21 protein-coding genes and 1 pseudogene are annotated in these 20,249 nt (G+C 70.2%); 18 read left to right on the forward strand and 4 right to left on the reverse strand.

Annotated features, from left to right (window positions below; genetic code table 11):
- The 9 genes from CLV68_RS33040 to CLV68_RS33080 form a co-directional block, all read left to right on the forward strand.
- Window positions 1-162: methionine adenosyltransferase domain-containing protein (locus CLV68_RS33040; RefSeq protein WP_170224734.1), on the forward strand; the 162-nt coding region annotated here is incomplete at its 5' end.
- An 86-nt stretch (window positions 163-248) separates the two neighbouring features.
- Entirely contained in the window at window positions 249-641 is a 393-nt protein-coding gene (locus CLV68_RS33045; protein ID WP_246010251.1) for a DUF5313 family protein, read from the forward strand.
- Between the two features lie 79 nt (window positions 642-720).
- A complete protein-coding gene (locus CLV68_RS33050; RefSeq protein WP_121394973.1) occupies window positions 721-2,796 on the forward strand; it encodes a primosomal protein N' in 2,076 nt (691 codons plus the stop codon).
- A gap of 76 nt (window positions 2,797-2,872) precedes the next feature.
- Entirely contained in the window at window positions 2,873-3,418 is a 546-nt protein-coding gene (gene def, locus CLV68_RS33055) for a peptide deformylase (protein ID WP_121394974.1), read from the forward strand.
- On the forward strand, window positions 3,418-4,344 hold the full coding sequence (fmt, locus tag CLV68_RS33060) for a methionyl-tRNA formyltransferase (RefSeq protein ID WP_121394975.1): 927 nt from the start codon (window positions 3,418-3,420) through the stop codon (window positions 4,342-4,344). The genes def and fmt overlap by 1 nt, the downstream gene beginning before the upstream one ends.
- Window positions 4,341-5,771 carry an RsmB/NOP family class I SAM-dependent RNA methyltransferase gene (locus tag CLV68_RS33065; protein ID WP_121394976.1) on the forward strand — a complete coding sequence of 477 codons (1,431 nt, stop codon included), beginning with the start codon at window positions 4,341-4,343 and terminating at the stop codon, window positions 5,769-5,771. Before fmt ends, CLV68_RS33065 begins: the two co-directional genes overlap by 4 nt.
- Window positions 5,768-6,262, forward strand: coding sequence for a flavoprotein (locus CLV68_RS33070; RefSeq protein ID WP_121394977.1), 495 nt, complete (start codon window positions 5,768-5,770; stop codon window positions 6,260-6,262). The genes CLV68_RS33065 and CLV68_RS33070 overlap by 4 nt, the downstream gene beginning before the upstream one ends.
- A gap of 105 nt (window positions 6,263-6,367) precedes the next feature.
- The gene (locus CLV68_RS33075; RefSeq protein ID WP_246010252.1) at window positions 6,368-7,348 is read left to right on the forward strand and encodes an asparaginase; all 981 of its coding nucleotides are present in this window, start codon (window positions 6,368-6,370) and stop codon (window positions 7,346-7,348) included.
- Between the two features lie 32 nt (window positions 7,349-7,380).
- Complete coding sequence (locus CLV68_RS33080) at window positions 7,381-8,028, forward strand: O-methyltransferase (RefSeq protein ID WP_211346865.1); 648 nt, start codon at window positions 7,381-7,383, stop codon at window positions 8,026-8,028.
- Here the strand turns inward: CLV68_RS33080 and CLV68_RS33085 are convergent.
- Genes CLV68_RS33085 through CLV68_RS33095 form a run of 3 tightly spaced genes read right to left on the reverse strand, consistent with a single transcriptional unit; the run spans window position 8,025 to window position 10,441 of the window.
- On the reverse strand, window positions 8,025-8,765 hold the full coding sequence (locus tag CLV68_RS33085; protein WP_211346866.1) for an HNH endonuclease family protein: 741 nt from the start codon (window positions 8,763-8,765) through the stop codon (window positions 8,025-8,027). The two genes, CLV68_RS33080 and CLV68_RS33085, sit on opposite strands and share 4 nt — an antisense overlap.
- Window positions 8,762-10,120, reverse strand: a complete 1,359-nt coding sequence (locus tag CLV68_RS33090) for an AAA family ATPase (RefSeq protein ID WP_121394980.1) — start codon at window positions 10,118-10,120, stop codon at window positions 8,762-8,764. The genes CLV68_RS33085 and CLV68_RS33090 overlap by 4 nt, the downstream gene beginning before the upstream one ends.
- Window positions 10,121-10,171: 51 nt before the next feature.
- The gene (locus CLV68_RS33095; RefSeq protein ID WP_246010253.1) at window positions 10,172-10,441 is read right to left on the reverse strand and encodes an FAD-dependent oxidoreductase; all 270 of its coding nucleotides are present in this window, start codon (window positions 10,439-10,441) and stop codon (window positions 10,172-10,174) included.
- A 476-nt stretch (window positions 10,442-10,917) separates the two neighbouring features.
- Here CLV68_RS33095 and CLV68_RS33100 point away from each other — a divergent pair, with 476 nt between their 5' ends.
- The 3 genes from CLV68_RS33100 to CLV68_RS33110 all read left to right on the forward strand — a co-directional run bounded on the left by CLV68_RS33100 (window position 10,918) and on the right by CLV68_RS33110 (window position 13,712).
- Window positions 10,918-11,862, forward strand: a complete 945-nt coding sequence (locus CLV68_RS33100; RefSeq protein WP_121394982.1) for an amino acid ABC transporter permease — start codon at window positions 10,918-10,920, stop codon at window positions 11,860-11,862.
- A complete protein-coding gene (locus CLV68_RS33105) occupies window positions 11,859-12,620 on the forward strand; it encodes an amino acid ABC transporter ATP-binding protein (protein ID WP_121394983.1) in 762 nt (253 codons plus the stop codon). The genes CLV68_RS33100 and CLV68_RS33105 overlap by 4 nt, the downstream gene beginning before the upstream one ends.
- A 72-nt stretch (window positions 12,621-12,692) precedes the next feature.
- A complete protein-coding gene (locus tag CLV68_RS33110) occupies window positions 12,693-13,712 on the forward strand; it encodes a transporter substrate-binding domain-containing protein (protein ID WP_121394984.1) in 1,020 nt (339 codons plus the stop codon).
- Between the two features lie 58 nt (window positions 13,713-13,770).
- Here the strand turns inward: CLV68_RS33110 and CLV68_RS33115 are convergent, their stop codons facing one another.
- A complete protein-coding gene (locus tag CLV68_RS33115; RefSeq protein ID WP_211346867.1) occupies window positions 13,771-14,469 on the reverse strand; it encodes a GNAT family N-acetyltransferase in 699 nt (232 codons plus the stop codon).
- 493 nt (window positions 14,470-14,962) lie between these two features.
- Between CLV68_RS33115 and CLV68_RS33120 the strand changes: the two are divergent.
- The 6 genes and pseudogenes from CLV68_RS33120 to CLV68_RS33140 all read left to right on the forward strand — a co-directional run.
- Window positions 14,963-15,646: pseudogene (locus tag CLV68_RS33120) on the forward strand (LLM class flavin-dependent oxidoreductase); the annotation flags it as partial.
- A gap of 34 nt (window positions 15,647-15,680) precedes the next feature.
- Window positions 15,681-15,833 carry a hypothetical protein gene (locus CLV68_RS35550; protein WP_246010254.1) on the forward strand — a complete coding sequence of 51 codons (153 nt, stop codon included), beginning with the start codon at window positions 15,681-15,683 and terminating at the stop codon, window positions 15,831-15,833.
- Window positions 15,834-15,961: 128 nt separating this feature from the next.
- Complete coding sequence (gene argC / locus CLV68_RS33125) at window positions 15,962-16,981, forward strand: N-acetyl-gamma-glutamyl-phosphate reductase (RefSeq protein WP_121394986.1); 1,020 nt, start codon at window positions 15,962-15,964, stop codon at window positions 16,979-16,981.
- Window positions 16,978-18,162: a bifunctional glutamate N-acetyltransferase/amino-acid acetyltransferase ArgJ gene (gene argJ, locus CLV68_RS33130; protein ID WP_121394987.1), complete on the forward strand. Its 1,185-nt coding sequence runs from the start codon at window positions 16,978-16,980 to the stop codon at window positions 18,160-18,162. Before argC ends, argJ begins: the two co-directional genes overlap by 4 nt.
- Window positions 18,159-19,040, forward strand: coding sequence for an acetylglutamate kinase (argB, locus tag CLV68_RS33135; protein WP_121394988.1), 882 nt, complete (start codon window positions 18,159-18,161; stop codon window positions 19,038-19,040). Before argJ ends, argB begins: the two co-directional genes overlap by 4 nt.
- A gap of 2 nt (window positions 19,041-19,042) precedes the next feature.
- Window positions 19,043-20,248, forward strand: a complete 1,206-nt coding sequence (locus CLV68_RS33140) for an acetylornithine transaminase (RefSeq protein WP_121394989.1) — start codon at window positions 19,043-19,045, stop codon at window positions 20,246-20,248.
- Window position 20,249: the final 1 nt, after the last annotated feature.

Here is a 20,249-nt window from a genome sequence, read left to right on the forward strand (position 1 = left end):
GTGTTCGACCTGCGCCCGGCCGCGATCATCCGCGACCTGGACCTGCTGCGCCCGATCTACGCGCAGACCGCCGCGTACGGCCACTTCGGTCGCCCCGAGCTGAACCTCCCGTGGGAGCGCACCGACCGGGTCGACGACCTGCGCACCGCCGCGGGCGCGTAAGAGCTTTCGTCAGCATCACCTCTTCCCCATTGGGTAATCCGTGGGGGAGAGGTGATGTTCTTATGTGGGCACCTACGATCCACGGCGTGCACTTCCAGCGACCCGACCCCGCTCGTTGGCTGTGGTACGCGGTCGGTGGCACTCTCGCTGACCGGTACCGCTCCTGGGTCCTGTGGGACCTGACCGCCAGCACCTGGGTCCTGCGGCACTTCGCGCGGGTGATGGTGCTGTTCGCGCCGCTGTGGTTGCTGCTTCTAGTACCGGGACCGCTATCGCTGCGGTTCTCGATGGTGGCCGCCGGTTACGTCACCGGGCTGTACTTCTCGTTGTCGTTCATGGAGGACGCCTGCGAGAGGCGCCTCATCAAGCACGGTTACCCCGTCGGCCTCAACCGCCGCATCCGCGAGGAGGCCGAGACCGGCGACCGCGCCGAGATCGTCGCCCTCTACGCGTCGTATCACCAGGACCGTCTGGACTGAGATCTGGCAGACCAGCCACTATGGCCGAGCCTCGTACCACCAGGATCGGTCGGACTGAGAGTCTGGTAGACCAGCCACTATGTCCGAACCCGACCCCGACGCGCTGTTCGATGTCGCGGTCCCCGTTGTGGCCTCCAAGCCGGTCGCGGCGTCGAAACCGCAGGTGCCTGCCAAGGGGCGGCAGGCCGCTGCCCCTGACCTGCCGGTGGCGAAGGTCTGGGTGGACGCCCCCCTGGCCCACCTGGACCGCACGTTCGATTACCTCGTGCCGGAGAAGCTCGACGCCGAGGTCGTGGCGGGTTGTCGTGTCCGGGTGCGGTTCAACCGGCAGCTGACAGACGGGTTCGTCGCTGAGCGGGTCGCGGAATCCGACCTCGAAACCAGCCGGTTGTTGTTCCTGGACAAGGTTGTCTCGCCGGAGCCGGTTCTCTCTCCCGAGGTCGCTGGACTCTGCCGTGCCGTGGCAGACCGCTATGGCGGCACGATGATCGACGTCTTGCGCTTCGCTGTCCCGCCACGGCACGCGCGTGTGGAAGCCGAGGAGCCCGTTGAGCCCGCCGCCGCTCCGGCAGCGCCAGACCCGACCGGGTGGGCGCGCTACCCGCGTGGGGCCGCGTTCCTCGACGCGTTGCAGGCAGGCAGGCAGGCCCACGCGGTGTGGCAGGCCCTACCGGGGGAGGACTGGCCCACGCGTTTGGCTGAAGTAGCCGCTAGCGCCGCCTCCGTTGGCCGTGGCGCCGTCATCGTCGTACCCGACCACCGGGACGTTGCCCGAGTGCGCGCGGCGTGTGTGGCGCTGGCAGGGGAGGACGCGGTTGTCGCGCTATCCGCGGATCTAGGACCGGCTAAGCGCTACCGGGGCTGGCTGTCCGTTCGTCGGGGCGTCGCCCGGATCGTCGTAGGCACCCGCGCGACCGCCTACGCGCCTGTCGCCGATCCCGGGGTTCTTGTCGTATGGGATGACGGCGACGACCAGCACTCCGACCAGCGTTCGCCCTACCCGCACGTGCGCGACGTATTGATCCAGCGCGCCACCCGCACCGGCGCCGCGATGCTGGTCGCGGGCATCGCCAGGACCGCCGAGGCCCAACTGCTCGTGGACACCGGGTGGGCGCCGGAGATCGTCGCCGCCCGCCCCGAACTGCGCGCTGCCGCTCCGCGGGTGACGGCCATCGGCGAGCACGACTCCCAGTTGGCCCGCGACCCGGCTGCCCGGACCGCCCGCGTCCCCTCGGTCGCCTTCGACGCCGCGCGGGCCTCGCTGTCCGCCGGTCATCCGGTGCTCGTGCAGGTGCCGCGTCGGGGCTATGTGCCCGCGCTGACCTGCCAGGAGTGCCGTGCCCCCGCCCGCTGCCGCCGGTGCGCCGGACCGTTGGGCATCCCGCAGTCCGGTGGCGAGGCCCGCTCACCCGCCTGCCGGTGGTGCGCGGCGACCGAGGCCAACTTCCGCTGCCAGAACTGCGGTTCCCGTCGCCTGCGGGCCGCCGTCGTCGGCGCGAAGCGGACGGCGGAGGAGTTGGGACGCGCTTTCACCGGCATTCCTGTCCGCACCTCCGGTGCCAAGGAGGTCCTTGCGAGTGTCGACGCCAAACCAGCGCTCGTAGTCGCTACCCCGGGCGCCGAACCTGTGGCCGAGGGGGGCTACGGCGCGGCGCTGCTGCTCGACGGTTGGGCGCTGCTCGGCCGCGTAGACCTCAGGGCAGCCGAAGAGGCGCTGCGCCGCTGGATGACCGCGGCCGCGCTGGTTCGTCCCGGCACCGATGGCGGCCGCGTCGTCGTTCTCGCGGACTCGACTCTTGCCCCCGTCCAGGCTCTAGTCCGCTGGGACCCCGTATGGCACGCCACCGTCGAACTGGCTGCCCGGACCGAACTCGGCTTCCCACCCGCGGTCCGCATGGCCTCAGTGGACGGCTCACCCAACGCTGTCGCACGCTTCTTGGCGGACCTGCCGCTACCGCCCACTGGTGAGGTCCTAGGCCCGGTACCGCTGGGGGACCCGGAATCCGTTGACAGCCGCGAGCGGGCTCTGATCCGCGTCGACCGCCCACACGGCCGCGACTTGGCCGCCGTCCTGGCCAAGGCCCAGGCGGTCCGCACGGCCCGAAAGGACCCGGACCCGCTGCGCGTCCAGCTCGACCCGCTCGACCTGATCTGATGCCCCCGGCCACCGCCGGTGCCGGGTGAATAGACTGGTCCGACCGAACCTCGTTCCGAGCCCGCAGGGGAGACGTGTGACCGTCCAGCAGATCCGGCTATTCGGCGACCCCGTGCTGCGCACCCCGGCCGCCGAGGTCGTCGACTTCGACCGGGAGCTGCACAACCTGGTGCGCGACCTCCGGGACACCATGCGCGACGAGGGCGGCGCCGGTCTCGCGGCCCCGCAGCTGGGGGTCGGCCTGCGGGTGTTCACCTACGCCTGCGACGGCGTCGAGGGCCACCTGGTCAACCCGGTGTGGACCGCGCTCGACGAGGAGGTCCAGGAAGGCCCCGAGGGCTGCCTGTCCATCCCCGGCTTCTCCTGGGACTGCCGCAGGCTCCGCAACGTCGTCGCCCGCGGGTTCGACATGCACGGTGAGCCCATCGAGATCGAGGGCAGCGACCTGCTCGCGCGGTGCATCCAGCACGAGACCGACCACCTCGACGGCGTGCTCTTCCTCGACCGGCTCGACGACGACACCCGCAAGCAGGCCATGAAGGAGATCCGGCAGGCCGAGTGGTTCGACGGCGCCGTCCCCTCGCTCAAGCAGAGCCCGCACCCGCTGTTCGGTGCCCGCTGATGCGGTTGGTGTTCGCCGGTACGCCGGAGGTGGCGCTACCGGCGCTGCGGGAGTTGATCGCGTCGCGCCACGAGGTCGCCGCTGTCGTCACCCGTCCTGACGCCCCCGCCGGGCGCGGGCAGCGCACGTCGCGGTCCCCGGTAGGGGCGCTCGCCGACGAACACGGCATCGAGGTCCTTACCCCGGCCAAGGCGTCCGACCCTGTCTTCCTCGACCGGCTGCGCGAGATCGGCCCCGACCTGTGCCCGGTCGTCGCCTACGGCGCGCTGCTGCGCCAGGCCGCGCTCGACATCCCGCCGCACGGGTGGGTCAACCTGCACTTCTCGGTGTTGCCCGCCTGGCGTGGCGCCGCCCCGGTGCAGGCCGCGATCCGGCACGGCGACGAGATCACCGGCGCCAGCACTTTCCGCATCGTCCGCGAACTCGACGCGGGACCGGTCTTCGGCGTGCTCACCGAGCCGATCCGACCCGACGACACCGCGGGCGTGCTGCTCGACCGGCTCGCCGAGTCCGGCGCGGGACTGCTGCTGTCCACTGTGGACGGCATCGCGGATGGCGTGCTCTCCGCCGTCGAGCAGCCCGCCGACGGGGTCAGCCACGCCGCCAAGATCACCGTCGACGACGCGCGGGTGGACTTCACCCACCCCGGTCTCGCCGTGGACCGCCTGGTCCGCGCGGTCACCCCGGACCCGGGCGCCTGGACCGACTTCCGGGGCGAACGCCTCAAGCTCGGCCCGGTCACCCGCGCCGAGTCCGACACGACCCTGGCCCCCGGTGAGCTGCTCGTCGAGCGCAAGCGGGTCCTGGTCGGCACCGCCAGTTGGCCGGTGCGCCTTGGCGAGGTCCAGGCACAGGGCAAGAAACGCATGCAGGCCACCGACTGGGCCCGCGGCACCAGGATCGAGCCCGGGGAGCGAGTGGGATGACCCAGCCAGGCAAGCGAGCACACCGACCGTCACGACCGAGCCGCGCGCACCCGCCGCGCAGGCCCGCGACGCCGGAACGCCCACCGATCGACGACCCGGCCCGCCGCACGGCGCTCGACGTCCTGCGCGCGGTGCGCAACGACGACGCTTACGCCAACCTGGTGCTGCCGAAGCTCTTGCGCCAACGCCGCATCACCGGTCGTGACGCCGCTCTGGCCACCGAACTCGCCTACGGCACGTGCCGCGCGTGGGGGCTGCTCGACGAGATCCTCGCCGAGTGCGTGGACCGACCGCTGAACAAGGTCGAGCCGGTGCTGCTCGACGCGCTGCGCCTGGGCACCTACCAGCTGCTGCGCACCAGGATCCCGGCGCACGCCGCCGTCGCGTCCACTGTGGACCTGGTGCGGGCCGACCTCGGCCCCCGGGTCACCGGGTTCGCCAACGCCGTGCTGCGCAAGGTCACCGACCACGACGAGGCGGGCTGGCTGGAGATCATCGCGCCGAAGGTCGAGGAGGACCCGATCGGGCACCTCGCCGCCCGCACCAGCCACCCGCGCTGGATCGCCCGCGCCTTCGCCGACGCCCTCGGCTCCACCGGCGACGAGCTGGCGGCCGCGCTCACCGCGGACGACCAGCGCCCCGAGGTGCACCTGGCCGCGCGACCCGGCGAGGTCACCGCGGAGGAACTGGCCGCCATGACCGGCGGCGACCCGGCCCCGTACTCGCCCTACGGCGTCCGCCTCGAAGCGGGCTCCGGCGACCCGGGCGACCTCGAACCGATCCGCGAGCGCCTCGCGGGCGTGCAGGACGAGGGCAGCCAGCTGTGCGCCGTCGCCCTGACGCGCGTGCCGGTCGAGGGCGCCGACAGCCGCTGGCTGGACCTGTGCGCCGGTCCCGGCGGCAAGGCGGCGATGCTCGGCTCACTGGTCGCCATCAACGGCGGCACGCTGGACGCGGTGGAGGTCACGCCGCACCGGGCCAAGCTGGTCGAGCAGATCACCCAGGGCCTGCCGGTCACCGTCCACGTCGCCGACGGCCGCGAACCCGGCCTCGCGGGCAGTTTCGACCGCGTCCTCGTCGACGCCCCGTGCACCGGACTCGGCGCGCTGCGCCGCAGGCCCGAGGCCCGCTGGCGCCGGATGCCGGAGGACGTCGGCGATCTCACCAAGATCCAGCGCGAGCTGCTCACCAGCGCGTTGAGCCTGGTCCGGCCGGGCGGGGTGGTGGCCTACGTGGTGTGCTCGCCGCACCTGTCGGAGACCGAGGGCGTCGTCTCGGCGGTGGTCCGCGCCACCGGTGCCACGGTGCTCGACGCGCGCGAGAGCTTCCCCGAGGGCATGCCCGGGCTCGGCGAGGGCCCGCACGTGCAGCTCTGGCCGCACCGCCACGGCACCGACGCCATGTTCTGCGCGCTGCTGCGCCGATGATCCTGGGCCTGGTCGCGGCGGCGGGTGGTGGTCTGGAACAGCGCCTGCGCCGCGAACTGGCCGAGCCCGCGGCGGCCAGGGGCTGGGATCTGGCCATCACCTTCACTCCCACTGCGGGCCGCTGGATGGCCGAGGCGGGGGAGACCGCGCGCTTGCAGGCTCTTACCCCGCTGCCGGTGCGTACCCACCCTCGGCTGCCCAGCGAACCTAAGCCCTACCGGGTGCCGGACGCGTTCCTGTTCGTTCCGGCTACCGCCAACTCCTTGGCGAAACTCGCGCTCGGCATACAGGACAACCAGGCCCTCACTGCCCTGGCCGAGGCAGTAGGCACCCCTGGCCTGCCCGTCGTCATCCGGCCGCAGGCCAACCCCGCCCAACGCGCCCACCCGATGTACACCCCGCACCTGGACACGCTCCGGGCCGCGGGCTGTGTGATCGTCGAGGACGAGCCCACCGCGCCGTGGGGGGCGATGCTCGACCTGCTGGGCTGATCGTGACGCACACAACCGTGGAAAACACCGCGTCGGGTGCGACCATCACCATTGCCTGTGCGCAGACACCCGGATCTGCCGCCCAGCGACCTTGGTGGAGGATCCGTGACGCGGGTAGCGGTGATCGGCATGGGCGGCACCATCGCCATGGCTCCCAGCGCGGCTGGCGGGGTGGTCCCGGCGCTGGACGCGGCGGACCTGATCGCGGCCGTGCCCGGGTTGGCCGAGCTGGGGCTGGAGATCACCGCGTGCGGGCTGCGGTCGTTGCCGAGTCCGTCGTTGTCGTTCGGGGACCTGGCGGCGCTGTCGGCGACCGTGCAGGCCGAGATCGACGCGGGTGCGGCCGGTGTCGTGGTCACGCACGGCACGGACACCATCGAGGAGACCGCGCTCTTCCTCGACGTCACCATCGACTCCGAGGTCCCCGTTGTGGTTACCGGCGCGATGCGTCACCCCACTTCCGCGGGCGCGGACGGTCCCGCGAACCTCTTCGCCGCTATCCGTGTCGCGGCCTCTGACACCGCGCGGGGACTTGGCGCGTTGGTGGTCATGTCCGACGAGGTGCACGGGGCTCGGTTCGTTCGCAAGGGCCACACCAGCAGCACGGCCGCGTTCGTCTCGCCCGGGTTCGGTCCTCTAGGGCTGGTCGTCGAAGGTGAGCCCAGGCTGCGCGGCACACCCCGAGTGCCTCTTCACCTGCCTGCTGCCGCCGCTGTGTCCGACCTCCGGGTCGCTCTAGTCACGGTCGCGCTCGGCGACGACGGTGAACTCCTACGCCTCGGCGGCCCTGCCTTCGACGGGATCGTGCTGGCGGGTCTCGGTGCCGGGCACGTGCCCGCTGGGATGGTGCCGATCGTGTCCGAGTTGGCCGCGCGGGTGCCGGTCGTGCTCGCTTCGCGTACCGGATCTGGGCCAGTCCTACGGCACACCTACGGCTACCCGGGCTCCGAACGCGACCTGCTCGACCGCGGATTGGTGCACGCGGGCTTCCTCGACCCGGCCAAGGCACGGGTGCTGCTGCTGTTGCTGCTGGCCAACGGCGCCGACCGCGCGCGCATCGTGAGTGCCTTCGAACACTATCGGTGACCTAACGACCGCGTTCGGCTTAGATGACGGCCATGGACATCGTTTCCCCGGCCCTGAGCGACTACCTGCTGGCCCACTCCACCCAGCCCGATGACCTGCTGCGCGAGCTGGCCGCCGAGACCGCCGCCGAGTTCCCCGACGCCGCCCAGATGCAGATCAGCCACGACGAGGGCGAGTTGCTGACCATGCTGGTCCGCCTCACCGGCGCCAAGTACGCCGTCGAGGTCGGCGTCTTCACCGGCTACTCCTCCATCTGCATCGCCCGCGGCCTGCCCATCGACGGCCACCTCCTGGCCTGCGACGTCAGCGAGGAGTGGACCAAGATCGCCCGCCGCTACTGGGACCGCGCCGGCCTCACCGACCGCGTCGACCTGCGCATCGCCCCCGCCCTGGACACCCTCCAGTCCCTCCCCACCGACCAGACCATCGACTTCGCCTTCATCGACGCCGACAAGAAGGGCTACGTCTCCTACTACGAGGAACTGGTCCCCCGCCTCCGCCCCGGCGCCCTCCTCGTCCTGGACAACGTCCTCCAAGGCGGCCGCGTAGCCGACCCCACCGCCACCAACGACACCGTCACCGCCATCCGCGAGACCAACACCCACATCGCCACCGACCCCCGAGTAGACGTCACCGTCCTCCCCGTCCGCGACGGCGTCAGCCTGGTTCGCAAGCGCTAGCGCGTGGTCAGGCGGGCGCGGAGGTCGGGGCGCAGCAGGACGGCCAGCAGGTCGGGTTGGTCGGAGAAGATCTCCTGGGCGCCGGGGCGGGTGCTGTAGCGGAGCATGGCCTGGACGACGTCGGCGAAGGGTTGTTCGCGGACTGTGCGGACGACGAGGTCCATGGTGTCGGTGTCGGCGGCGCGTTCGGCGGTGTCCCAGCGGCCGAACAGGAGGCCGAGGGTGGTGCGGGCTTGTTGGCGCCCGCGGGTCAGGATGTCCCGGTTGAGCCCGCACACCTGCTCGGTCACCTCCCCGCGCTCGGTAAGAGCCCGGTATCGACCTAACGTCAGTGACAGGGCCAAGTGCTCGAACGGGTCGTCCACCGTCGGGTCCAGTAAGAGCGGCTTGCCCCGGGAGTCGCGGGGGAACTGGTCGCGCTTGTGGTGGCTGTTGCAGACCGAGCAGGCCAGCAGGTGGTTGCGCCACGCGAAGGCCAACAGCGGAGTCAGCGCTACCGGCGAGAAGTGGTCGATGTCGGTGCCCTGGTTGTCGCCGCAGTACATGCAGCGTTCGCGGCCGGGGGCGAACTCGCGTAATCGGGCGCCGATCGACTGCCGCAGCTGCGCCCGCGCCTTCCACAGCGTCCTGGCCTTCGCGGCCTGTTCCTTGCGCGGCACCGCCCGCACCCCGTCGGTGGCGCGCTGCAACGACTCCGCCAGCTCCTCGGAGACCGGCGGCCGCTCCAACCGGATCATCGCTGCTCGTCACCGGCGATCAGCCGGGCGGCCACCTCGGTGACCCTGGCCGACGGTGAGCTGGTCAGCATCTGCTTGAGCTCCCGGTAGCGGATCCGCTCCTGCTCGTCGGCCACCCCGTCGAGCACCTTCAGCTCCAGCTCCACCAGCAGGTGCCGCAGCCGGATCGCCCGCTTCGAGTACGCGGTGTCGAGCCCGAACAGGTCCGAGAGCACCGCGTCGTCCCCGGTGCCGTAGACGATCCGCTCCCACAGGTCCCCGTCGACGGTCTGCGGGCTGATGTCCTGGTCCGGGCCGGGCAGCCGGATCAGCCCGGCCGGGTCGGCCGACTGGCAGATGTACGGGCTGTGCGTGGTCACGATGAACTGGACCTGCGGGAAGTGCTGCTTGAGCCACTCGCCGATCCGCTTCTGCCAGGACACGTGCAGGTGCGCGTCGATCTCGTCGATGATCACCACCCCCGGCACCCCGACCACCGTGCCCTCGTCGTCGAGCCGCAGGTCGCCGTAGCTCTCGTAGAGCTGCTTGAGCAGGTCGACCACCAGCGCCACCACGGTCCGGTAGCCGTCGCTCATCTCGCGCAGCGGGAACCGGTGGCCGTCGTCGGAGACCCACAGGCCCTCGGAGTCGACCTCGTTGATCCGGTAGTCGTCGGGCAGCAGGCCGTCGCCGAGGATGCGCAGCGCGGACTCCTTGAGGTACCGCGCGCCCTCCCGCCGCTCCAGCGCCCGCAGGTGCTGCTCGATCAGCCACGCCACGCCCTCGGCAAGCGACGCGTCCTCGTGGAACAGGCTGGCCATCCTGGCGACGCTGCCCGCGCCCAGCATCAGCCGCTGCACGTCACCGGTGCCGCCGACCAGCCGCCGGAACGGCCCGTACGCGGCGCAGAACCAGCCGGACGGGTTGTCGTGCCACGGCCCGTTGCGCGGCGCCGTCTTCGCCCGGCCGTCCTCGCTGTGGTCCTCCAGCGACGGCTGCACCGGCCGCCTGGCCCACGCGGTGTCCTCCGCGTCCGCCGCCGTCCAGCGCAGCCCCGCCCAGAACGGCCGCTCCGGTGGGCGGCCCTTCTTGAACCGCTCGAAGCTCAGGTCGAAGGTCAGCTGGACGGCCGCCGTCGCGCTGGCCTTGCCGACCGAGATCCAGTTGTCGAAGTCCGCCACCAGCGTCCGCGCCGCGGCGGGCCCGCCGACGGCCAACGCGATCCCGCGCAGCAACGACGTCTTGCCGGAACCGTTGCGCCCGGCCAACACCGTCCACCCGGCGTAGCTGTTGTCCGGCCTGCGCAGGTCCAGGTCGACGGTGCGGCCGTCGTGGAAGCCCCGGACGTTCACCAGCCGGACCCGCGAGACATACATGCCGCAACACTATCGCCTTCCACCGACAACCACCCCCGGTGACCAGGGGTTTCAGAGCGCGAACCGGGCCGCCGGGCGCTTGCCGGTGGTGGCGAGGTCGGCCAGGACCTCACCCACCGACGGGAGGAACTTGAAGCCGTGACCGGAGAAGCCCGCCCCCACCACCACTGGCCCTACCCGGTCCAGGATGAAGTCCGAGTTCGTAGTGGTCGTGTAGGTGCAGCTGATCGGGGTGAAGGTGTCGGGATCGACGCCAGGTAGCCATGTCCGCGCGTAGTCCCGCAACGCGGCTAGCTGCCCGAGTGGCGGGAGGGTGATCACGCCGTCCAACAGAGATGGACACAAGCGACGGAACGGTGGTCGCGCGAACGATAGTCGTAACGGTCGGCGCGTGGTCAGCGAAGCCGGATCCCCGGCCACCGCTCGCTCGCCTCGCCCGCGGGCACGAACGAGCCGGGGCTTCCCGCCCCGGCCACCGCGTCGGCGAGTGCCGCCAACGGGACCCGGCCGTGGTCGACACCCCGGTCACGACGACATCGGCGACCACGGCGAAACACCTCCCAGCCCGATCCGGCTCGGCCGGTCCACTGTGGACCATCGGTCGGTTTCCCTTCAGTTTCCGGTTCCCCGCCGGGGTTGTCCACCAGACGATCATGGCTCTCACATGCTGAACACCGGTTCCCCGCCGCCTCGGGAGACCTAGCATCTGCCGCGTCCACCGCGCACCAATCCGTGGAGCTCCCGTGACTTCCTCGTCCCCACCGAAGCCATCCCAGGAAACCGAGTTACCGCAAGCCGTGGAAGAAACCGAAGAAACCGAAGAAACCACGGACGACCTGGTCGACAAACTGGAGTCGCGCCGGGTCGTCCCGTTGCGCCATCCGTGGCGGTGGGTGGCGAGCGCGGTCGTGCTGGTGCTGCTCGCCCAGGCTGCGCACGCGCTGACCACCAACGATGCCTTCCAGTGGGACGCGTTCGGCTACTGGTTCACCCGTCCGGTGGTTGTCGAGGGGCTGCTGCTCACCTTGCAGCTCACCGGGTTGTCCGCGGTTTTCGGACTTCTCGGCGGGATCGTGCTCGCGTTGATGCGCCTGTCGCGCAACCCGGTGCTGCAATCGGTGGCGTGGGCCTACATCTGGCTGTTCCGGTCGATCCCGTTGATCGTGCTGCTGCTGTTCCTGGCGAACATCACCGCCCTCTACGCGACCCTCAGCCTCGGAGTTCCGTTCGGTCCGTCGTTTGTGGAGTTCAGCGCCAACGACCTGCTCAGCTTCTACATGGTCGCCGTTCTCGGTCTTAGTCTCAACGAAGCCGCTTACGCTGCGGAGATCGTGCGTTCCGGCATCATCTCCGTTGACCAGAGCCAGTTGGAAGCCGCGTCCGCGTTGGGTCTACCGAAGGGCCGTCAATACCGCAGGATCATCCTTCCGCAAGCCACTAGGGCGATCATTCCCGCTTACGCCAACCAGCTCATCGGGTTGCTCAAGGGAACCTCGGTCGTTTACATCACCTCGCTGCTGGAGCTGTTCGGCGTCGTGCAGAGCCAGGCCAGCATCAACAGCGGTCAGATCATCCCGCTGCTGATGGTCGGCACGATCTGGTACATCGTCCTCACCAGCCTCTTGTCGGTCGTGCAGTACTACCTGGAGCGGTACTTCTCCCGCGGCGCACTACGGACCGTGCCGCCCACTCCGTTCCAGCGCTTGAGGTCCCGTCTGCGCACTACGGGGGTGGCACGATGACTGTGGCAGTCAACGTAAGAGGCGCGGTCAAGTCCTACGGCACCAACAGGGTCCTGGACGAGGTCGACTTCACAGCCCAGGCGGGCCAGGTCACCGCGATCATCGGACCGTCCGGTTCCGGGAAGTCCACTCTGCTCCGGGCGATCAACCACCTTGAGCCTCTGGACAGCGGTTACGTCACCGTTCGCGGTGAGCTCATCGGCGTCCGGCTGCACAAGGGCAGGCTCCGCGAACTGAGTGAGCGCGCCATCTTGCGCCAACGGTCCCGGATCGGGTTCGTGTTCCAGAGCCTCAACCTGTTCCCACACCTGTCGGTCGTGGAGAACGTCATCGAGGCCCCTGTGGTCACCCAGCGCGTCCCCAAGCAGGTGGCCATCGCGCGTGCCAAGGAGCTTCTGACGAAGGTGGGCCTAGCCGACAAGATCGACGCCTACCCGCGTCAACTCTCCGGCGGCCAACAGCAGCGGGTCGCGATCGCGCGGGCGTTGGCGTTGGAGCCAGAGCTGATCCTGTTCGACGAGCCCACTTCCGCGCTCGACCCCGAACTGGTGGGCGAGGTGCTGACCGTCATCCGGGACCTGGCCGCCGCGGGCACGACGATGATCGTGGTCACCCACGAGATCGGCTTCGCCCGCGAGGTCGCCGACCACGTCGTGTTCATCGACGCGGGCCGCATCGTCGAACAGGGACCGCCCGACCAGGTCCTCGCCGCGCCGCGGCACGACCGCACCCGCGAGTTCCTCGGCAAGCTCGTCTGAACACGCCAGTCCGAACTCGTTGTGCCGAACGGGTTCTCCACCGCAGTGAAAGAAACGAAGAGAAGGACAGCCATGCCATCGTCGCGTAGATCCGTCCGGTTATCGCTGACCGCAGCCGCCTCGGTGGTGGCCCTGGCCGCCCTGAGCGCCTGCGGGTCGTCCGACGCCCCGCCTGCCGCCGCGGTCGACTCCAGCGGCAACACCGTGGTCACCGTCGCCGCCAACACCGACTTCACCACCCCCGTTCAGCTGACCGTGCCCAAGGTCGAGGCGATCAGGGCGAAGCTGCCCAAGGCGGTGCTCGACCGCGGCACCCTGGTCATCGGCGTCGGCGGCCTGCCCAACAGCACCCCGCCGCTCGACCTCATCGGCTCGGACCAGAAGACCCTGACCGGCAACGAGCCCGACCTCGGCCGCCTGGTCGCCGCCGTGCTCGGGCTCACCCCGGACGTGCAGAACGCCTCGTGGCAGAACCTGTTCGTGCGGCTCAAGTCCGGCCAGTTCGACGCGGGCTTCTCCAACATCACCGTCACCGAGGAGCGCAAGGTCCAGGGCCTGGACTTCGCGACCTACCGCAAGGACAACCTCGGGTTCGAGGTGAACAAGAACAACACGTGGAACTTCGACGGCACCTACCAGAGCCTCGCGGGCAAGACGGTCGCGGTGAACACCGGCACCAACCAGGAGAAGATCCTGATCGAGTGGCGCACCAAGCTGCAGGCCGAGGGCAAGGCACTGGAGATCCGCAACTTCGCCGACACCAACAGCACCTACCTGGCGCTGTCCTCCGGCCGCATCGACGCCTACTTCTACCCGAACCCGACCGTCGCCTACCACGTGGCAAAGACGGCCTCGACGCCCAACCCGACCCGGAGCGCGGGCTCCTACTCCGGCGCGGGCGCGACGCTGCAGGGCCTGATCGCGGCGACGACCAAGAAGGACAGCGGCCTGGTCGAGCCGCTCGCCGAGGCCATCAACTACCTCATCGAGAACGGCCAGTACGCCAAGCTCCTCGCGGCCTACGGGCTCAACGACGAGGCCATCCCGAAGGCCGAGGTCAACCCGCCCGGCCTGCCGATCAACAACAGCTGACACGCGAAGAGGCCCTGGTTCCCGTTGGGAGCCAGGGCCTCTTCGCTATACCGACTCGCTACGCCGGTTGCACTACCGGCACGCGTACCGCAGTGAACCGCACGTTCCTGCGAAGCCGGAAGCCGAGCTTCTCGTAGAGCCGGATCGCGTTGGTGTTCGCCGCGCCGGTGTGCAGGAACGGTGTCTCACCCCGCGCGCGGATCCCCGCCGCGACCGTTAGCACCAACCGTGTCGCCAGGCCCTGGCCCCGGAACGCGGGGTCGGTGCACACCGCGCTGATCTCGGTCCACCCCGGCGGGTGCATGCGCTCGCCCGCGATGGCGATCAACTTCCCATCGTGCCGGAAGCCGTAGTAGTCGCCAAGCAGGATCGTGCGCGGCAGGTACGGCCCCGGCTCGGTCCGCTTCACCAGGTCGATCATCTCCGGCACGTCCGCGAGGGTCAGCGGGATCGCTTCGGGGTCGACCGCGGGCGCCAGGTGGTCGTCCACGAGCTGCACGCCCGCGATGTCCAGGGTCGTCTCCCACGCCTCCTGCGGCTGCGGCAACTGCGGGGACACCAGCACCTCCTTGCCGGGTCCGGCGAGCGCGGCGATGTCCTCCCACACGCGCGGGCCCGCGGTGGAGTCCGCGCCCAGGAACGGCGCCACGTCCACCGGGTACCGCGCGGCACTGCCGTGCCGCTCGGCCAGGTGTGCGTGCGCCCCGTTCAGCGACGCCCACACGACGTTGTCCAACACTGACTCGTCAGCGCTCACACCTGCTCCTCGCACAGCTCGACCGGCCGGGAAATCCAAACACAGCAGGCGTCCTGACCGCGGCTCTTATTCCCGCCACCAGCTGTTGTCTCACATGCTGGGTGGCGTCTCCTGGGGTCTCTAGCCTCGGTTTTGAGCACTGGGGAGGGAACATGTTCTTAGCGGTAGAGCTCGACGGCGCGGGTGCACATCCGGCAGCCTGGCGGGCAAGCGGAGCGTCACCGGCATCGGTATTGCTACCGAGCACTGTTCGCGAGGCGGTGGCTCTTGCCGAGGAGGGCGGGTTCACCCTCGCCACGTTCGCTGACTCACCGGTGCCACCCAGCACCGGCGCCGACATCGCCGGTCGACTGGAGGCGGTGGGTCGGGCCGCGTTCGTGAGCACCACGACCCAGCGGATCGGCCTCGCGACAACGCCTGGACCGGCGCCAACTTCCGCCGCGGCGGCTGGCTCGACCACGACCGCCGCTACGACCGAGCCACCCAGTTCGTCGAAGCCGCCAAGGCCATCTGGTCCTCGTGGTCCGACGATGCAGTTGCCCCTGACTCTGCCGCTCTTAACTGGGCGACCCCTGGATCTATCGGCGCCGTCGAGCGCCACACCGACCTGGTGGACCTGACTGTCGTCCCCACCCTGCCCCGCAGCCGTCAGGGCTGCCCGGTCCTCTTCCAGGCAGGCGACTCACCCGGCGGCCGCGACCTGGCCGCCCGCCACGCGGACGTCGTCTTCTCCGCCAACACCGAGTACGACAAGGCCGTCGCCTACGCAACCGACATCCGCAGCCGCCTCGCCGCCTACGGCCGTTCCCCCGACTCGCTGCGCATCCTGCCCGGCGCCTCGGTCATCGTCGGCGCCACTGCCGCCGAGGCCACCGAACGCGCCGAGTGGCTCCGCCGCGAACAGCTCACGCTGCAACGCGCCATCGGCTTCCTGGAGCAGTACTGGGGCAAGGACCTCTCCGCCTACGACCCCCACGGCCCCTCCCCGACATCGAACCCGACGCGGGCGAGCTGGACCCGTCCCGAGGCACCATCTCCATCGCCGACCGCACCGGCAAACTCGACCGCATCCGCACCTGGCGCGAACTGGCCGAGGCCAAGAACCTCTCCATCCACGGCCTCGTCCTGGCCATCCACCCCCAAGACCGCTCCTTCACCGGCACCCCCACCCAAATAGCGACGAATGGACCCACTACATCCAGACCCGAGCGGTGGACGGCTTCAACATCTCCCCCCACCTCCTCCCGGCAACCATCACCGACATCGTCGACCTGCTCATCCCCGAACTCCAGTCCCGAGGCATCTACCGAACCGAATACACCTCCACCACCCTCCGCGACCACCTGGACCTGCCCCCGCTCTAGTCCACCCCGGTGTCGAAGATCCGGACGCCGACCGCCGCCGTCGCTGGATCGGGTGGAGTTCTGTGGCGCCGTTCACGATCGGGGAAACGGCGTTGAGTGGGTTTGCATGAGGGTGCATACTCATCCACATGACGGTGCGGGTGGCGGTGGCGGGGGCCAGTGGGTATGCCGGGGGGGAGGTCCTGCGGCTCCTGCTCGGGCATCCCGGTGTGGAGATCGGGGCGCTCACGGCGGGCGGTAATGCCGGGGCGCGGTTGGGGCAGCTCCAGCCGCATCTTCTACCGCTCGGCGACCGTGTGCTCGCTGAGACGTCCGCTGAGACGCTGGCGAATCACGATGTCGTGTTCCTCGCGCTGCCGCACGGGCGCTCCGCCGAGGTCGCCGCGCAGCTCGGGCCGGACACGTTGGTGATCGACTGCGGGGCGGACCACCGGCTGACTGAGGCCGGGGACTGGGAGCGGTGGTACGGCTCGCCGCACGCGGGGCATTGGCCGTACGGGTTGCCCGAGTTGCCCAACGGGCGCGAGAAGCTCAAGGGGACGAAACGGGTCGCCGTGCCCGGTTGCTACCCGACTGTTAGCTCGCTAGCGCTGGCCCCCGCCGTCGAGCACGGTCTTATCGCCGACGAGGTCGTAGTCGTCGCGGTGTCCGGTACCTCCGGCGCGGGTAAGAGTCTCAAGACGAACCTCTTGGGCTCCGAGGTCATGGGCTCGCTTAGCGCCTACGGCGTAGGTGGCACCCACCGGCACACCCCCGAGATCATCCAGAACCTCAGCGCCATCGCCGGACGCAGGGTCAGCGTCTCGTTCACGCCCGTCCTGGCGCCCCTCCCACGCGGCATCCTCGCGACCTGCTCCGCGTCGATCGTCAAGCCCGGCAACGTAAGAGAGATCTACGAGCACGCTTACGCCAACGAGCCGTTCGTGCACCTCTTGCCGGAAGATCAGTGGCCCACCACAGCCGCCGTCCTCGGCTCTAACGCAGTCCAACTCCAGGTCACCGTTGACGAAGACCTACAGCGGCTGATCGTGGTCGCCGCTATCGACAACCTGACCAAGGGCACGGCGGGAGCCGCCGTGCAGTCCATGAACATCGCACTCGGCCTCCCGGAGACGGCGGGCCTGTCCAGCGTGGGGGTCGCACCGTGAGCGGGAACGTCAACCGGGACCAGGGAGTCGCGACGGCCGCCGGGTTCCGCGCGGCCGGGGTCGTCGCCGGGATCAAGAGCAACGGCAAGCCCGACCTGACCCTGGTGGTCAACGACGGCCCGTCCACCGCGGCCGCCGGTGTGTTCACCCGCAACAAGGTCAAGGCTGCTCCCGTGCTGTGGTCGAGCCAGGTCCTCACCACCGGTTCCCTCAGGGCCGTCGTCCTCAACTCCGGTGGCGCCAACGCCTGCACCGGTCCCGAGGGCTTCCAGGACACCCACGCCACCGCCGAGAAGGTCGCCGACGTCCTCGGCGTCGGTGCCATCGACGTCGCCGTGTGCTCCACCGGCCTCATCGGCGAGCGCCTGCCGATGGACGCCGTGCTCGCCGGGGTCGACCTCGCCACCAAGGAACTCGGCACCGGTGCCGAGGCCGGCCTCGCCGCTGCGACCGGGGTGATGACCACCGACACCGTTGCGAAGCAGACCGCGCTGACGCACCAGGACGGCTGGACCGTGGGCGGGTTCGCCAAGGGCGCGGGCATGTGCGCGCCGAACATGGCCACCATGCTCAGTGTCATCACCAGCGACGCCGTGCTCGACGCCACCGTCGTCGACGCATCGTTGCGCGCCGCGGTCGACGCGACCTTCAACCGCCTCGACGTCGACGGTGGCACGTCCACCAACGACACGGTGCTGCTGCTGGTCTCCGGCGCCTCCGGCGTCGAGGTCACCCCGGCCGCCTTCACCGAGGCGCTCACCACCGTCTGCGCCGACCTCGTCGCCCAACTCCAGGCGGACGCCGAGGGCGTGACCAAGCACGTGACCATCACGGTGCGCGGTGCCGCAACGGATGCGGAGGCAGTCGCCACCGCGCGCACCGTTGCGGTCGACAACCTGTGCAAGACGGCGTTCTTCGCCAGCGACCCGAACTGGGGCCGCATCGCGATGGCCGTCGGCAACGCCCCCACCCAGTTCGACGCGGCAAAGCTGGACATCACGCTCAACGGCGTCACCGTCTGCCGCGCGGGCGGGCGTGGCGAAGACCGCACCGGTGCGGACCTGTCCGGTCGCGACATCCTCGTCGAGATCGACCTGCACGCGGGCGAGGGCACCGGCACCATCCTCACCACCGACCTCTCGCACGCCTACGTCGAAGAGAACAGCGCCTACTCCTCATGACCACCACCCCGGCCGAGAAAGCGGGCGTCCTCATCGAGGCCCTGCCCTGGCTGCGGCGCCTGCACGGCGCGCTGGTCGTGGTCAAGTACGGCGGCAACGCCATGGTCGACGACGCCCTCAAGCGCGCGTTCGCCGAGGACATGGTGTTCCTGCGGCTCGCGGGCCTGCGGCCGGTCGTGGTGCACGGCGGCGGTCCGCAGATCGGCGCGATGCTCAAGGCCATGGGCATCGCCAGCGAGTTCCGGGCGGGCCTTCGGGTCACCACCCCGGCGGCGATGGACGTCGTTCGGATGGTCCTCACCGGACAGGTCAGCCGGGAGCTGGTAAGCCTGCTCAACCAGCATGGCCCCTACGCGGTCGGTATCTCCGGCGAGGACGCGAGGCTGTTCACCGCCGAGCGCCGCACCGCCTTCATCGACGGCGAAGAGGTAGACCTAGGTCTGGTCGGTGATGTTGTCGCGGTCGACCCCGCAGCGGTGCTCGACATCGTTAGTGCCGGCCGCATCCCGGTAGTGTCCACAGTGGCCGCTGACCTCAACGGTGTCACCCACAACGTCAATGCTGACACCGCCGCCGCCGCGCTAGCGATCGCGTTGCGTGCGGAGAAGCTGGTTGTCCTGACGGACGTGGAAGGTCTCTACGCGAACTGGCCGGATCGCTCGTCCCTGCTGCACGAGATCCGCGCGACCGAACTCGCCAAGCTGCTGCCCGGGCTGGAGAGTGGCATGGTCCCCAAGATGGAGGCATGCCTGCGCGCGGTCACCGGCGGCGTCCCGCGCGCGCACGTCATCGACGGCAGGCTCGCGCACTCGGTTCTGCTCGAAGTGTTCACCAGCGGTGGCGTCGGCACGATGGTGCTACCGGACGAGGGGGAGTAGTCATGATCGGGTCTAACCTGGACGGCCAGGCGCGGTGGAAGTCCGCGCTGATGGACAACTACGGCACCCCCGGCATCGCGTTGGTGCGCGGCGAGGGCTCCTACGTGTGGGACGCCGACGGTAACCGCTACCTGGACCTCGTCGGCGGCATCGCGACCAACGTCCTCGGCCACGCGCACCCCGCCGTCGTCGCCGCGGTCAGCGCGCAGATCGCCACGATCGCGCACACCTCGAACCTCTACGTGAACCCGGTCGCCGTCGAGCTCGCCGAGGCGCTGCTGGGCGTCGCGGGCCTCGACGGTTCCGCGAAGGTCGTGTTCTCGAACTCGGGTGCCGAGGCCAACGAGGCCGCGTTCAAGCTGGCCAGGCTCACCGGCAGGCCCAAGGTCATCGCCACGCACGGCGCTTTCCACGGCCGCACGATGGGCTCGCTGACCCTCACCGGCCAGCCGCCCAAGCGCGAGCCGTTCCAGCCGCTGGTCCCCGGCGTCGAGCACATCCCGTTCGGTGACGTCGCCGCCCTGCGCGCCGCCGTCGACGCCGACACCGCCGCGGTCATCCTCGAACCGGTCCTCGGTGAGGGCGGCGTCGTCCCGGCCCCCGACGGCTACCTCCAGGCGGCCAGGGAGATCACCAGCACCGCGGGCGCGCTGCTCATCCTCGACGAGGTGCAGACCGGCATCGGCCGCCTCGGCAGCTGGTTCGCGTTCCAGCAGGCGGGCATCACCCCGGACATCTTCACCCTCGCCAAGGGGCTAGGCGGCGGCCTGCCCCTTGGCGCGTGCGTCGCTGTTGGCGTTGCCGCTGACCTCTTCGCCCCGGGCCACCACGGCACCACCTTCGGTGGTAACGCTGTCTGCGCCGCGGCCGGTCTCGCGGTCCTACGCACCATCGCAGCCGACGGCATCCTGGAGCACGTTTCGGCCCTGGGTAAGGACATCGCCGCAGGCATCGAAGAGCTCGACCACCCTCTTATCGCCGGCGTGCGCGGTAACGGCCTCCTGCTCGGGGTGGCACTCACCGCCCCGATCTCCGGTGCCGTCGCCACCGCCGCGGCCGCCAAGGGCTTCCTGGTCAACAACGTCCAGGCCGACACCGTCCGCCTCGCGCCACCGCTGATCCTCACCGAGGAGCAGGCGGGCGAGTTCGTCGCGGCCCTGCCCGGCATCCTCGACACCGCCGCCGCCAACACCCCGGTGGAGGTCTGAG

Origin of the sequence: Actinokineospora cianjurensis, from assembly GCF_003663795.1 — a bacterium.
GTDB classification, from domain to species: domain Bacteria; phylum Actinomycetota; class Actinomycetes; order Mycobacteriales; family Pseudonocardiaceae; genus Actinokineospora; species Actinokineospora terrae.